The organism is Paenibacillus auburnensis, assembly GCF_927798115.1.
GTDB classification, from domain to species: Bacteria; Bacillota; Bacilli; order Paenibacillales; family Paenibacillaceae; genus Paenibacillus_AQ; species Paenibacillus_AQ auburnensis.
Genome location: NZ_CAKMMG010000010.1, coordinates 67,723 through 83,099, shown reverse-complemented (window position 1 = coordinate 83,099; position 15,377 = coordinate 67,723). Strand labels below are relative to the sequence as shown.

At 52.2% G+C, this 15,377-nt stretch carries 11 protein-coding genes; 7 read left to right on the top strand and 4 right to left on the bottom strand.

The annotated features are described in order from the left end of the window. Positions 1 to 131: 131 nt before the first annotated feature. Both L6H70_RS24155 and L6H70_RS24150 read right to left on the bottom strand, forming a co-directional pair. Entirely contained in the window at positions 132 to 1,748 is a 1,617-nt protein-coding gene (locus L6H70_RS24155; protein ID WP_236336730.1) for a type 2 periplasmic-binding domain-containing protein, read from the bottom strand. Positions 1,749 to 1,763: 15 nt separating this feature from the next. Further along, positions 1,764 to 4,106, bottom strand: coding sequence for an AraC family transcriptional regulator (locus L6H70_RS24150; RefSeq protein ID WP_236336728.1), 2,343 nt, complete (start codon positions 4,104 to 4,106; stop codon positions 1,764 to 1,766). Between the two features lie 208 nt (positions 4,107 to 4,314). On the opposite strand from L6H70_RS24150, the gene L6H70_RS24145 reads away from it, so the two are divergent. The 5 genes from L6H70_RS24145 to L6H70_RS24125 all read left to right on the top strand — a co-directional run bounded on the left by L6H70_RS24145 (position 4,315) and on the right by L6H70_RS24125 (position 10,464). Further along, positions 4,315 to 6,882, top strand: coding sequence for an S-layer homology domain-containing protein (locus L6H70_RS24145; RefSeq protein WP_236336727.1), 2,568 nt, complete (start codon positions 4,315 to 4,317; stop codon positions 6,880 to 6,882). 542 nt (positions 6,883 to 7,424) lie between these two features. After that, a complete protein-coding gene (locus tag L6H70_RS24140) occupies positions 7,425 to 8,207 on the top strand; it encodes a GNAT family N-acetyltransferase (protein ID WP_236336726.1) in 783 nt (260 codons plus the stop codon). Positions 8,208 to 8,228: 21 nt separating this feature from the next. Then, complete coding sequence (locus L6H70_RS24135) at positions 8,229 to 9,176, top strand: helix-turn-helix transcriptional regulator (RefSeq protein WP_236336725.1); 948 nt, start codon at positions 8,229 to 8,231, stop codon at positions 9,174 to 9,176. A gap of 64 nt (positions 9,177 to 9,240) precedes the next feature. Continuing rightward, complete coding sequence (locus tag L6H70_RS24130) at positions 9,241 to 9,786, top strand: DinB family protein (protein WP_236336724.1); 546 nt, start codon at positions 9,241 to 9,243, stop codon at positions 9,784 to 9,786. An 81-nt stretch (positions 9,787 to 9,867) separates the two neighbouring features. After that, positions 9,868 to 10,464, top strand: a complete 597-nt coding sequence (locus L6H70_RS24125; RefSeq protein WP_236336723.1) for a Crp/Fnr family transcriptional regulator — start codon at positions 9,868 to 9,870, stop codon at positions 10,462 to 10,464. Here L6H70_RS24125 and L6H70_RS24120 read toward each other — a convergent pair. Continuing rightward, positions 10,421 to 11,128 carry a DUF4386 domain-containing protein gene (locus L6H70_RS24120; protein ID WP_236336722.1) on the bottom strand — a complete coding sequence of 236 codons (708 nt, stop codon included), beginning with the start codon at positions 11,126 to 11,128 and terminating at the stop codon, positions 10,421 to 10,423. The genes L6H70_RS24125 and L6H70_RS24120 overlap by 44 nt on opposite strands. A 109-nt stretch (positions 11,129 to 11,237) precedes the next feature. Then, positions 11,238 to 12,038 (bottom strand): AIM24 family protein, encoded by an 801-nt coding sequence (locus L6H70_RS24115; protein WP_236336720.1) that lies wholly within the window; start codon positions 12,036 to 12,038, stop codon positions 11,238 to 11,240. Between the two features lie 180 nt (positions 12,039 to 12,218). Here L6H70_RS24115 and L6H70_RS24110 point away from each other — a divergent pair, with 180 nt between their 5' ends. Further along, positions 12,219 to 13,610 carry an SMI1/KNR4 family protein gene (locus L6H70_RS24110; protein ID WP_236336718.1) on the top strand — a complete coding sequence of 464 codons (1,392 nt, stop codon included), beginning with the start codon at positions 12,219 to 12,221 and terminating at the stop codon, positions 13,608 to 13,610. Positions 13,611 to 13,757: 147 nt separating this feature from the next. After that, positions 13,758 to 15,266: a malate dehydrogenase (quinone) gene (gene mqo, locus L6H70_RS24105; RefSeq protein ID WP_236336717.1), complete on the top strand. Its 1,509-nt coding sequence runs from the start codon at positions 13,758 to 13,760 to the stop codon at positions 15,264 to 15,266. Positions 15,267 to 15,377: the final 111 nt, after the last annotated feature.

The following is a 15,377-nucleotide window of genomic DNA, read 5'->3' as shown; positions in this document are numbered from 1 at the left end:
TATTTTGGTAAAATGTTCAGAGAAAATATGTATTTAGGTTATTCTCCGATAATGATTATCATTGTCACCAAATATATATTCATTTAAGTGGGCTTGTCAACAAAAAAATAGCCAGCAAATGGCTTTGCCGGCTATTCATTCGCCTCTTGCAGTACTTCTGTCCCTCCCGCTGCCATGAACTCCTTAACGAACGCTCCGAACTCTTCTATCGGCCGTTCTCCCGTGATAAAAGCGATATAGGCCTGGTTTCTAAGCTTAATAAGCTCAGGTCCATTCCTGACCAGTGCGGGAGTGGCAACCTCCAGGGCGTTGTAGATTCCGTCCTGATCCAGCCCCAGGGATGAAGCCCATTGCTCTCTCCGGTCCGCAGGCATGACCGGTATTGTCATGCCTATATTCGTACCGATCGTATTCTGATAACTGAAGGTCTGGTCATAGGGAGGCAGCAGGACGATCTCCTTCTTGGCGCTTCCTGCCCATGCCCAATGCGTCCCCTGAACCCCGTATTTCATCGCGGCATCTGTATCCGGGTCGGGATTCGCGCTGACGTAGTCCAGAATCTGCAGGATGGCCGCAAGCTTGCCCGGCTCGCTAACGGCATTCACACCGATCGCCGTGAAGCTCATCAGCATGTCATAGGCTTTGGAGCCGCGTTTGCCCTCCGGTCCGCTAAAAGGCCGGCCGAAGACAATCCGGGCCTGCGGATTCTTGGCAGTTAACTCCTTCACGTTAAAGGTGGCCTTCACCGGGACCTCCCGAGCCTTCTTCTGGTCATCATAGCTCCAGGTCATGTAATCACCTTCCTGAATCCAGTGATAGTAATTGCCCATAGAGGTCATACCGATCCGGCCATTGATAAAGGCATGGGACAGATGCTTGTAGCCTCCATTGTTCTCTCCTGTGATGAACTCCGGATCAATTACCCCGTCACGGTACCATTTGCGGAGATAATGCAGGGCTTCCTTCATTTCCGGCTCCAAAGCGCCAATAACCAGCTTCTGCCCCTTCTTGCCGAAATAAAGCTGATCGGCAAAGACAATCTGTCCGAAGGCGCCGAAGACTACATTCATCCCTTCCAGGGACAAGCCGTAGGTATCCTTGATGCCGTTGCCGTCAGGGTCTTCATTCGCGAAGGCATAGATGATCTTCTCGAAATCAGACAGCGTCTGCGGCACCGGTAGGCCAAGCTTGTCCAGCCAATCCTGCCGGTAGACTACAGGAACCCGGTAGATATTAGTAGGATTGACGACAGGGATGCCGTAATACTTACCGTCGATCACGCCATAATCTTGGTAAGCAGGGGCATGTTCCCGGATAGCTCTCATGATATTAGGCGCATACGTGTTCAGCATCTCTTTGGGGATTTCAGCGATCAGACCCTGCTGCTGATAGTTCAGCAGATCCTGAGTCTGTCTAACCCGGAACAGATCCGGGACGGAACCCTGGACCAGCTTCATATTAAGGAGCGTCTCGTATTTATTGTTCGCCAGATTCCAGATGTCCAGATCTACCTTGAATTTGTCCTCCACGTACCTCACCATCTCTGCATCTTCGGGCACCGGCAGGTTCTGATGCATCGTCCAGGAGATCGTGTACCTGGGGGCGGCGGAGGCTGGAGCGTTCGGAGGCTCCTGTGCAGCCGACCGCCAGTCCTGCAGTCTGGCGCAGCCGCTGATTAAACCGAGGACAAGCAGAACCAAAGGCAGGGCCATTAAGGCGGCATAACGCCGGAATGTGTTTTTTATCATGGGATACCTTCCTTATCAAAAACTAGTCTCCGCTTGCAGCGGCTGCACCTCATTAACGGTACGCAAGTAATTCCCCGGCGTACAGCCATACATCTCCTTAAACCGCTTGATGAAATAAGCCGTAGTTCCATAGCCGACCGTACAGGCAATCTGATCGATGGACATGTTATTGTTTGCAATAAGCAGCTTGGCCCGCTCCATTCGCCTGCCGGTGATGTAATCAGTATAGGTGACACCCAGCTCTTCCTTAAAAAGCTTGCTCAAATACTTCGGGCTGATGAATACCTTGGACGATACAGCATCCAGGGACAAATCTTCCGACAAATGGCTCTCAATATATTGCTTGGCCGTTTCAATCGTAGACAGAGCCCTGTCGCTGTTCCGCTTCTCGGTCTCACTGATGAAGGCCGTAATCGAATGGAGGAGCCACTCCCGGAAATGAAGGATATTGGAGAGGGCAATATACTCGTTATACAGATCCATGTGTCCGTGAACAGGATGCTTATAGCGGATGCTTTTCAAATAATCAGAGTAGACAAAGACGGTATTCGCCAGAATGAAGTGGCAATAATCCGCGGGGAAGCGGTCTTCCCGCATGGGAGTAATCAACTGCTCAAGAGCTGCAGCGATCTCGTCAAGCTTGCGGGCCTGCAGCTTATCTTTGAACTTCAGCAGGGCTGGCTGCGGAATCTCATCAAGATTGCTCTCCCGCTCGAGAAGACTCCGGTCCTTCAAGATAACGGTCTCCGGCAGAAAATAGGCATATTTCATCAGCGTCTGCGCCTCAGTGTAGCTGATATGAAGATCAGCCATCGCGCTTACCCAGCGCCCCTGCGAGAGCTGCACCTCCATCTGGAACTGCTGTCTGCCTTCCGATACCATCAGCTGCGAGATTTGCTCCACAAGCGCCCCGGATGCCTCACGTGCACAGACAATTCCAATAATCCGTTTGTCCGGAAGCTCTTCGGCAATGATGCGGGTTCCCGGCAACCGGATCTCCTCCAGCTGACTGGTTATCCGGGCCATTGCCGCCTGAATATGAGTGGAGCTCATGTGTGTGTAGGCCTCCCGTGTATTCAGGAGCAGACAGCAGAAATGGGTATGCTCCAGGGAGATCCCCAGGAACTCTTGATCTACCGCCATAGGTTCACTGGCAGTGCTGTTCTGCAGAAGGTTCAGAATCAGATTCTGTTTGATATGCGGAGTGCTGGCCTGCAGGGTATCTTCCAGACTGCTGACTTTATCATTTAAACGGATGAAGGCGGAGTCGATGACTTTGAACTCGTTCATGGCCTGCTCAGGCGCAGAGCCCGTAAAGTCCCTGATGGTGCCGAGCAGCCGTTTGATCGGGCTATAGTTTGCTTTTGCCAGAATTCCCGACAGGCCGATGCCCAGCAAAAGGGCAAACAGACAAATTCCCAGGATGAGCTGCTGGACAACACTCCATCTCTCATAGAACAGGCTGGCCGGAGCGGCGCTGAATATTTTCCAGCCGGCCGATGGCAAAGTCTGATATGAAATCACGTAAGAGGTGTCGTTAATGTTCTCGCTAAAGCTCCCGGTATCGTCCGGAGAGGTCAATGCCCTCGCAATGCTGGGAGCGTATTCGGCCTCATGAGCCGTGGAATCCTGATCCGAACTCGCCATCATGCTTCCCGACGGGCCGGAGATAAAGGTGCTCTGATATTGCGGAGGCATCATATTTTGCATAATGGCGCGTATTGCGCTCTCTTTCACATCTATCGCAATGATTAAATCACTGTCTGCGCCCGAGGACTGAAAGGGATAACTGTGCGCATAGGTGATCAGATGACTGCCGTTGCCGCCGGGTACGCTGGAGCTGATATCTTCAGGCACCCAGCGAGCCTCAGTCCATAGACTGTTGAGGGGGCTCTTGTCCATTCCGTTAATCCAGTCCATCCAAAACGCTGCACCGGTCTCCTGATCAGCGTTGTATTTCAGCCCATAGAGCGAGGAGAGCATAACCTGCTGCCCCGGGGAATACAGATGCACCGCCTGTATGATGTCCGAGTTGCTGGCCACCTCTGCCTGGAGCATATCCTGGAGGCTGCTGACTTTGCTGAGATTCGATTGAAAAGAAGCACCGGCGAGCAGGCGCAGTGTTGCCGTCTGCTTCAGGGAGACCTCCAGATAGATCTGCTGGACTCTTTGCAGCACGGAAGCTTCAATGGTTCCGGCGGTATTTTTAAGGATCAGCTGATTCCGGCTTCTCAGTTCCTCCTTATAGTGACTCGAGAAATAAATATAAAAAACAGAACAGAGCAAGAGAACAATGACAAGAACAATAGAAATATACGATATAGCCAGGCTGGTGAATGCTGAACTCCATTTTTTCAAGGCGTATTCTCCTCCCAGGCGGATTATACACTAGTCCCTACTGCAGCTATTCAAGATTTATGTTAAAGGAATATAAAAATAGCCGAATCCGGCTGAAATGTTCCCAAATTGATAGAATTGCGAAATTGTCATATTGAACAGCTGTAGCGGCGGTGCTACATTGAGACCGATTCGAATCGAATACTAATTAGGATAGGGGCTAACACAATTGAACACACCGTCTAAAAAAAGGTTGCTATCTCTTGCTGCAGGTCTGGTACTCCTCACTAATTCTGTCACGGTATATCCTGCAGCTGCGGCTTCAGCAGATTCTTCGATCGAACTGCCGGCTGCCCCGGAATGGGGACATTTCGTAGACAACTACAAGAACAACACTTCAGTTAATCTCGCGGTCTACTCCAACCCGACCATCGGGATCCTCTCCGGATTCCTGGAGCTCTGGAAACCCGGCTCATCCTGGGATAACGGCACCAAGCTGAACAGCAGCATACTGGATGCCAACATTCAATATGTCGCCGGCCTTGCAGCCACCCGTACCAAGGCAGAGGAGGAGATGGCTTACTACGATGACCGCAGGAACCAGACTTATGGAGCTGCCGACGGCCTTGGTTCGCTATCTGAGGTATACCGTGCCAAATCAGGTACGTATACGACAATTACCAGTATCCCGGCTGACGCAACTACGGTGAAGTACACTGACGGCAACGGCACGAATAAAGGCGGCAATTCAGATTCCGAACTAGGCAAAATGGTCGACCTGATCGGGAAGATCCGCGGCAACTATGCATCAACAACTCCGGCCAAAAATTTCTACAACTATATGCGCCCGTTCCGCTGGAAGGACCCTTCGATCATCGTGCCTACTCTGGTGCCGGCCATGAGCGCAACACCGGCTACAGATGGCGGCTTCCCGAGCGGTCATACGAATGCCTCTTATCTTGCCGCATTGTCACTTGCTTACGCGGTGCCTGAGCGGTTCCAGGAGCTGCTGACCCGGGCTTCCGAGATGGGGAACAGCCGGATTATCGCGGGCATGCATTCTCCGTTCGATGTGATGGGGGGGCGCGTCATGGCGACAGCGCTCGCGGCGGCGACCCTGGCTGACCCGGATAATGCCGAGCTGAAGCAGGCTGCCTATGATCAGGCCCATGCAGCCCTGTTGACAGAGACCGGGACGGCGGAAGACCGGTTCAGTGATTATGAGAAGAACAAGGCACAGTTCACCCAAAGACTTACTTACGGCTTCCCGCAGATTAACTCCACGACGAAGCCTGTGGTTGTTCCCAAGGGGGCAGAAGTGTTACTGGAAACCCGCTTGCCTTATCTGAGCGCTGAGCAGCGCCGGGCGGTACTGGCCACAACAGGAATCCAGTCCGGTTATCCGGTGCTGGATGATCCGGAGGGCTGGGGAAGGCTGAATCTCTTCGCCGCAGCGGACGGATATAGCGCTTTCAATAGCGATGTCACGGTAACTATGGATGCCGGCAAAGGCGGCTTCCATGCAGCGGACCGCTGGCGGAATGATATCTCCGGCACAGGTAAACTGACTAAGGAAGGCACCGGTACCTTGAAGCTGACGGGCAGCAATACGTATTCCGGCGGTACCGAGGTAAGTGCCGGCACCCTTGAAGGCGATTCGTCTACGGCCTTCGGCAGCGGTAATGTGCTGAACACCCGCGGCTCGGTAGTGGAGAACGTCTACGGCAAAATGACGATCGGAGGAGACTTCACGCAGACGGCGGAAGGCACCCTCGAGCTCAATCTTACCGGTGCGGGTGATGTACTCGACATCAAGGGAGCAGTGAAGACGAACGGGAAGCTGAAGGTGCATTTTGCGAACAACTATGTACCTGCAGGCGGACTGATCCCGCTTATTACCCATGGCGCCAGTCAGCGAAACGGCGAGTTTACCTCCGTCCAGATTGACGGTCTGCCTAGTACGCGCAGTGCCCTGATTGTCTATCAGAGCAATCAGGTTGGGCTCATTATTACCGATACGACCAGCAGCGGCAACCCGAATTCAGGAGGCTCAAACAACTCTCCGGGCGGGACCACAGGTGGAACTACAAGCGCCCCTGCCAATCCTGTAGTGCCAGTGGAACAACCGGGTGCACAAGCACCGGGAGATCAAGTGAATCCTTTCCAGACAGGTGTAGTCAGCCGGGAAACGGTCCGGAAAACAGTGAGTGATGCCATTGCCGCAACGAAGAATACCAACAAAACATTCAGCGATACCACAGGCCACTGGGGCGGCAGCACCATTGCGGCAGCTGTGAAGCTGCAGATTATCGACGGGTACGCGGATGGCTCCTTCCGTCCGAATGCTCCGGTCACCAGAGCCGAATTCACAGCGATGATTGCCCGTGCCTTCGGTTTGGAGGCTAATCCGGCAGGAGCTGAATTCCGGGATGCCGGCTCGAATTGGGCTGCCGGTTATATCGGCGCTTTGGCGGAGAAGGGAATCGTAACCGGCTACGCGGACGGTAGCTTCAAACCGGGGGCCACCATCTCCCGTGCCGAAATGGTAACGATCATCGGCCGTATGCTGAATCTTGGAGTGCTTCCGACAGGCACACCGGTGACCTTCACAGATGTGGGCAGCGATTACTGGGCTGCGGCAGCCATTAAGCAGGCTGCTGCGTCTAATCTGATTCAAGGGGTAGCGGCTTCGTCCTTCGCACCGCGAAGCAATGCTACCCGCGCCGAGGCTGTGTCGCTTATCATCCGCGCTTTGGAGACTGACAGCTCAATCAAGGCGTTAATCGGGGAATTGTAATCGTAACAGGGATTCAATAAAGGAATAAGACAGCAGAGCAGCGGTTCTTCCGTATACCGGAGAACCGCTGCTTTTTTTTGAACACGCAGATTTAGAGCCAGGGAAGGCGGCACTTGCAGGTAGCATACGGATATATAAGTGGAAACAGAGGAGGGGAAATCATTATAATAAGTCCAGGTGTGTTGATTAGGGGATTATGCAATGAGATATAGAATCAATAGAATAGATAAATTTTAGTGGGAAAACCTCCAACTAAACCTTTCATTTTCACCTGAAATCGGAGTTTAGATGGAAAACTTCCAGCTAATTTCATGAAGAACGCTGATTTTGAGTCATACGGGAGATATTAGTGGGAGAAATTCCTGCTAGGGTTAGTCTCCGTCCCGACAATATGTGTTTTAGATGGAGGAAATCCCCCTACTGAACCCAAGAAATCTAAAGATGGGCAGCGGCCGAAAGTTCAAACATTCTCTGTAGTTACGATCCACCCTAAAATAGAAAAATCACAGGCTCAGTCTATCTAGTGAGGAGATGCTGCTTCTATGAAACCTTTAGATTATGTGAATCATATTGAACAAATGGAAATAGAGCTTACCCGGTTGAATGCAAGCCGGTCGCTGATCCCTGTGGAAAGACAGCTCGAAGTTAAGACGGTAGGCAGCGTCACCTTACTTCGGGATTCTACGGACCCGGCTTCGGTTTACTATAACAGGATCAAAGGGTTCGGGCCTCAGATGCTTCCAGAGCTGGATGAGCTGTTGAGTTACTATCCTGGTGCCGCCCCCTGCTTTGACATGTCTCCTGACCATATGACAGAAGAAGTGATGCGGGCGCTATGCAAGAAAGGTTTTTTTCCCGCTGAGCAGCTTGTCTTTATGGTTATGCATCCGACGCTGGACGGGCTGGAGGCTCCGGTGTTTCAGATTGAACGGGTGACGGAGGAGACTGCGGAGGAATTTATAGAATGGATCGGGAAGTCTGCAGGCGGGATGAAGATGACCAGGGAGATGATTGCGAGGTCCAAGGAGTACTTCTACAGGGCGGATTTCATGAATTATATGCTAAGAATAGATGGGGAACCTGCGGCTATGGGCTCATTGTTTCTAAATGGGGAAGAGAGCTACCTGGCCAATGATTATACCTTCCCGGCTTACCGGGGCAAAGGCTGTCAGTCGTCCCTGATTAAGCACCGGCTTGCGGAGGCCGTCAGACTTGGGTGTAAGGCGGTTTATACAGATGTGGAGTTCGGCTCGTCCAGCCACGCGAATATGGAACGGGCCGGGTTCAGGACGGCCTTTCTCAACACTTTTTGGATGGCAGAATGAAATCAAACTGGAGGCTGCCAAATGAACAAAACGGATCGTATGCTGGCCATAGTGCTTGAACTGCAGCGGGGTAAAATGTTACGGGCGGAGGATTTAGCCGCTACATTTGAAACCAGCGTAAGAACTATCTACAGGGACATTCAGGCACTGAGTGAAGCCGGCGTATCCGTGGTAGGGGCACCCGGGCAGGGATACACCTTGATGGAGGGGTATTTCCTGCCGCCGGTCAGTTTCACGGTGGAAGAAGCCGTGACCCTGCTTATCGGGACGGACTTCATTGAGCAGTGGTTTGATTCCCATTATGGGAGCAAGTCCCGGACTTCCAGGAGGAAGATTGAAGCCATCCTGCCGGAACCGGTCCGCAGTGAGGCTGCCCGGATACGCAAAAGTTTCCGGCTGCTTGCAACCGCTGAAGATTCGGTGCGGATCCTGGAGAAGGCCTACTTAGAGAGGATTCGCCGGGCGATCGCAGAGGAGCGGAAAGTAAGCTTCCACTATGCCAAAAGAGTCGCTGAAGCGGACGGAAACCGGCGAAGTATGCGTACAGTTGCCCCCTATGGACTTGTGCTTCACCAGGGGGCATGGGTACTGACGGGATGGTGTGAGCTGCGCCAGGACATCCGTCATTTCCGGTTGTCCCGGATGACGGAGCTAATGGAACTGGAAGCGGGCTTTAAGCTGCCGGCGGATTTCAATTTAGAGGCATACAATCCTCCGGATGAACGCAATATTCTTGTCCGCATTCTGGTTCAGCCTGACATGGCTGATAAGGTGAAGGAATCAAATAACTATTATTTAGAAACCATAGAGGATCATCCGGAAGGGCTGCTGATGACCTTTCGGGTCCGGCAGCCGGAGGAATTGCTGCAATACGTGCTCAGCTGGGGAGGCGGAGTAGTTGTACTGGAGCCAGAATCCTTCCGGCAGCGGATGAGAAATGAATTGGAGAATATGTTAAAACGCTACTGACATAATGTTGTCAGTAGCGTTTTTGTATACTTGGGAAGAAAGATGACAAAGGGAGCTGATAACGATGGTTACAACAAAGGAAGCCTTACAACGATTTGAAGAAACAACAGCATATTATCTGCAGGAACTGGATCAATTCAGTCTGGATCAACTGAAGCAAACACCAAGTGACAACGGATGGTCCATCGGACAGATGTTTCAGCATCTCATTAATTCGGCGCTGTATATGCAGCTTCGCAATGCGGATCAATGCCTGGTGCAGACTCAAGAGCTACAGGGAGCTTCAGCGGAAAAGACTGAGGCTGGTGCGGCTATTTTTGCCCAAGGCAGTTTTCCGCCCGTCCGGGTTCAGGTTCCGCCTTCCCCGGAATATACGCCGAAGCAGCCGGAGGACAAGGAGCAGCTGATTCAAGGATTACACACGGTCATCCGGAGGATGAAGGAGATTGAACCTGCGCTCGCTGAAGCATCCCGGCAAAATACAGTGCCTCATCCGCGGTTCGGCGGGCTGAGTGCGGAGGAATGGTTCCTGCTTGTTGAGATGCACTACCGGCATCATCTTTTGCAGCTGGGCCGCTTAAAGCAGGAATTAATACTGGAAAAGGCATAAATCTGTGATTTGGACCTGCTAAAATCCTGCTACAATGGAGCATATCACCGTTCATTTTGTAGCCGGAAGGAAGGTCTGAGGATGAAGCAACTGTTACAACAATATATGTCCCGGCTAACCTCTTTGAGTGAGGCAGAGCAGCACGCCATCCTGGATGAAATCCTGGTGGAAACTTACAGTAAGGGAACAGTTCTGCTGAGGCAGGGAGAGGTCCCGGGCAAATGTTATTTTGTCCTTAAGGGATGCGTGCGGCAGCATGCTGTTGACGTTATGGGTCGTGAAGTCACTTCTAACTTCTATACCGAGGAGCAGGCGATCTCCATCTTTAATGCGCATAAGCCGGATAAATCGTCGGATTATTCTCTGACCTGTCTGGAGGACTCGGTGCTCGTCGTCGGCCCGCTGGATACGGAGCAGGAGATGTATGCCAGACACACACAGCTGGAGATGATGACCCGCCGGATGATTGAGGAGAGCTTCGGTCAGGTACAGGAGGAGTTCGCTGCTTTTATTGCTTCCACGCCCGAAGAACGCCTCAAGGCTCTGCTTCAGCAAAGACCGGGACTCATCAGCCGTGTTCCCCAGCATCAATTGGCGAGCTATCTTGGAATGACGCCGGAATCGCTGAGCCGGATCAAGAAGCGGATTTACCGGGAACACGCGGAGCTGGAACTCTGAAGAGCAGCCATAGGCCAAGGCCCAGCTCTCCCGCAGTCATCGGCAGCATGAATATCCATTCCACCACTTTGATAACATCCTCACCCCCCGGAGCAAGGATGCGGCTCAGGTGGACAACGGCATAACCGGCTGCGGCCAGCAGCAGCAGAATGCTAATCAGCTTCGGGACGTTCCGCGATCGCAACGCCAGCAGCCCGATCATAAGCAGGTGTCCCCCAAACAGAATCAGACCGATCGACCATACCGCTTCAAAAGCCCCGAGAAACAGCATCACTTCCGCCTGCAGCTCACCGGATGTGAAGCCGGATAGCTCCTGCCCCTGGTTGCCTGTAAGCAGTGAGACGACAATCAGACAGGAGACGGCAACGGCGAGTACCGCTGTATAGGAGAGGCGCAGCCATGCGCCCAGCAGGGACAGTCCCTTATCCATCGGCTTCAGAACCGTATACAAGGCCCAGGCGGCTACGATGTCACAGGCTATAATCAGCACCCAGCCGAGAATTTCAGCTCTGAACAGCAGAGGAGAAGCTTTCAGGTGGCTGATGGTAGCGGCAGCATTCCCCTCAACAATAAGACTTCCATGAATCGTTCCGTACGAAACTGCGGCGGCCACCGCCATCAGAATAATTGAAATACCACCAGTTCGTGCCACTGCAGCAGACATCAACATGACCCCCTATTGAATAGATGACTCTATTGTACTCAGCGGGTAACGGCGCTTCATTGACTTAAGTCAAGGTAATAGTCTGCTTGCCGTAGGCCTTGCCGGGCGTTTATGGCCGTGCAGCGGCAGGTGTGAACGGGCTGTTCTTGTATTGCATCAGCGGTGCCAGCCATACCATGCCGGTTCCGCGGTACACATTGACCAGACCTTCGCCGGAAGCGGCGGAGCCCAGCTTGGTTTTGCCGGATTTCTCGACGGTGAAGTCCAGTGAATTGGACCACATGAGCGCGAAATTACCATCGACTTTCAGCACATCGTTCTGCAGTTCAACCACAACAGCCTCTTCAGTGGGAATCGGCGCTTCCAAGGCAAGGATGCCTTTGCCGCGGGCACTTAGATTGAACAGGCCTTCTCCGCCAAGGGCGGCAGAGGACAGATTCTTACGCGCAGCTACAGCGATTTCAAGCGTGGTCTCGCAAGCCAGGAACATACCATCGTCTATGACAATATGGTCGTTGTCGACGTCAATTAACCACAGGTACTTGTAGGTGGTTTCCAAAAGAATGGTCCCCGTCCCCTTATAAAGCGGCTTAATGGCACTGGATCCGGAGACTGCACTGGATACAATGTTGCGCATCAGGCCGCCGACACCCTTCACACCTGATGTCATTTCGATATTCCCCACCATATACTGCATAGCACCCGCGCTCAGCATAACCTCACTATTGTTCAGTTCGATCATCAGCTGCTTATTGCGCATATTGATCTTGCTCATGAAGTAGTTGGATTGTGCCTCCAGCATGGTTGTGCTACTCAAATCCTCTTTATATTCGATTACTGTAAATCCGCCAAGCTGCTCCTTGATCACAACGTTATGATTATCTTTGAGATTATTAATCGTAAAAGCCATATGATTCATTCCTCCCCTGGTGTTGTTGGTAAAATTGTACAAATAGCCGTTTAGTGCATAGGTATTCGACAAAAGAACCTTATTTCCTTTAGCGCGAAGGTTCTGCGGATTTCCATTTGTTGTCTCCAGTCTGGTAGAATAATAGCATCATATTTAGACTGGGGAGGCAGGTCACAGACTATGGATACTATCCTGGCCGCACAGCTGGCAAAGTGGCATGAAGACGGAGAGCATCAGCAGATTGTTGACACTCTGCTGGAGATTCCTCCGGGTGAACGGGATTACGGAATCATCAGCAGCCTGGGCAGAGCGTATAACAATCTGGAACGTTACGAAGAAGGGCTGGAGCAGTTTCAGCAGATAGCCGGGGAAGGGCAGAGCGACCCGTTGTGGCATTTCCGCATAGGATATTCTTATTATTATCTCAAGAGATATGAGGAAGCTTCACAGGCGTTCGGCCACGCAGTGGCCCTAGACCCGGATGACGGCGATTCGGCAAGACTGCTCGAGTGGAGCTGGCAGAAAGCGGCTAAAGAGAAGTTGACTTCAATGAGACGGGAGCTCAGCAGACAGCGCAGAGATGCTGAGCAAGCGGAGCGTGCGGTGCCTTTTGAAGGGATGGACCTGTCTGCCTTCTGGGATGACAGTGACTATGCTCTGAAGGAATATGTCCTGGAGCCGCCCAGTGATCAGCTGATCGCCTCGGTTGAGGAGGAACTCGGCTACAAGCTGCCGGCTTCCTACATCGCGCTGATGAAGCAGCACAACGGCGGCGTTCCGTATAATACATGTTTTCCTACAGAAGAAGCGACCTCCTGGGCAGATGATCATGTCGCCATAACCGGGATTATGGGCATTGGCCGTGACAAACAATACTCCCTCTGCGGGGAGCTGGGTAGTCCGTTCATGATTGAAGAATGGGGTTACCCTGACATTGGAGTAGTGATCTGCGATTGTCCGTCAGCCGGACATGATGTGATCATGCTGGATTACCGCTATTGCGGGAAGGATGGGGAGCCTGAGGTCATTCATGTGGATCAGGAGGACGACTACGAGATTACGTACCTGGCGCCCGATTTCGAGACCTTTATCCGCGGGCTGGTGAATGAGGAGGTATTCGATACCTCAGAGGAAGATAAGGAAGAGGATCTGAGCAAGGTAGCACAGGGCCGGTTCTCGCCTCTGCTGACGGAGCTGTGCAGCCGGATAACAGAAGTAGAGCAGCTAGAGTTCCGAATCCGGGCGGTGTGCACGCGTATTGTTGAAGAGAAGGGGTACTTCTCTTTTCACGCAGATGAATTGTCGCTGCTCATGTATGATGTGCAGTTCTGGCTGTATACGAATGCCTATCCGCAGCCAAGTCGTGAGGCATATCTTGAGGTGTACCCCTCGATGATTGCCTTCGGCGGCGAGTTCGGGCAGGGCGGATATGCTCCGGGTTTTGTCAGCGATTGGCTGGACAGACGGATTGGAGAAGGGCGGATTGTTCAAACGGGCGGCGGACTGGAATTCACGGAGCAGGCGCGCAACGAAGTGATTAGACAGCTGGAGGCAGCGGCGCTGAACTTTTGATTTTTTATTTGCTTCAAATTGTATATAATTATCTGATAATAGCCGATAACCTTTTAATAGTATCCCTGAGTGGAGCCTTGCTTCTTTTAGCCCCTGAGCGGCCCGGCTTCTTTTTTGCAAATATACAAGAGATAAGGAAGGTTTTTTATGAGCAGCGTACAGAAAAAAACAGACATTATCTTAATTGGTGCAGGAGTCATGAGTGCGACTTTGGGAGCTTTGCTGAAAGAGCTGGCCCCGGACTGGGAAATTAAAGTGTTTGAGAAGCTTGCAGGCGCGGGAGAAGAAAGCTCTAACGAATGGAACAATGCGGGTACGGGTCATGCCGCACTATGCGAGCTCAACTATACGTCCGAGAAACCCGACGGGTCGGTAGACATTAGTAAAGCGGTCAAAATCAACGAGCAGTTCCAGCTCTCCAGACAGTTCTGGTCCTACCTGGTGGATCATAATTTGATTCGCCGTCCGCAGGACTTCATTATGCCGATCCCGCACATGAGCTGGGTGGAGGGGGAGCAGGCGGTAAGTTTCTTGAACAAGCGATTTAAAGCGCTATCAAAAAATCCGCTGTTTCAAGGGATGGAGTTCTCCGATGACCCCCGGAAGCTGAAGGAATGGATTCCGTTGATGATGGAGGGCCGCACCCCGAATCAGCCGGTCGCCGCAACCAAAACCGACGCAGGAACCGATGTTAACTTTGGCGCGTTGACCCGGCTGTTATTCGATCATCTGCAAGGCCGGGATGTTGAGGTCCACTATAAGCACGGAATTAAGGATATAAAACGGACGGGCGATGGCATGTGGAAGGTTAAAGTGCAGAATCTGGATAACGGGCAGATTGAATACCATGCAGCCAAATTCGTCTTTATCGGTGCTGGCGGCGGAAGCCTGTCTTTATTGCAAAAAACCGGCATCCCGGAGTCCAAACATATCGGAGGGTTTCCGGTGAGCGGATTATTCATGGTCTGCCAGAATCCCGAGGTTGTCGCGCGGCATCATGCCAAAGTATACGGGAAAGCCAAGCTCGGTGCCCCGCCCATGTCAGTTCCCCATCTGGATACCCGGTATATTGGCAATCAGAAGGCGCTGCTGTTCGGACCGTTTGCCGGCTTCTCGCCGAAGTTCCTCAAAACAGGATCCAACCTGGATCTGATTAATTCCGTTAAACCGAATAATCTGTTCACGATGCTGGCGGCAGGTGCGAAGGAAATGGCGCTGACTAAATATCTGATCCAGCAGCTGATGTTATCGAACGAACAGCGCATGAACGAACTGCGCGAGTTTATTCCGAATGCCAAAAGTGAAGACTGGAAAATCGTCGTTGCCGGCCAGCGTGTACAGGTGATCAAGGATACGGCGGAGGGCAAAGGGACGCTTCAATTCGGTACAGAGGTGGTCAGTGCCGCTGATGGCTCGGTAGCTGCGCTGCTTGGCGCATCTCCGGGTGCTTCCACTGCCGTCCATGTCATGCTGGAGGTGCTGGAGAAATGCTTCCCGCAGCATATGAAGGCATGGGAGCCGAAGATCAAAGAGATGATTCCTTCCTACGGCGTATCCCTGGCGGCCCACCCCGAATTGCTTCAGGAGGTTCTGGCGTCCGTAACGCAGTCGCTGGGCCTGCGCGAAGAAGCCCCGCAGAAGCAGGCTTATTTCTGATCGAGTGCATAAATCCTTTAATAATAAAGACAGAAACAGCATGGCTCGTGATAGAGCCATGCTGTTTCTGTCTGTTAAGACGTTATCTTAATAGATCCTATAGTTTCATAT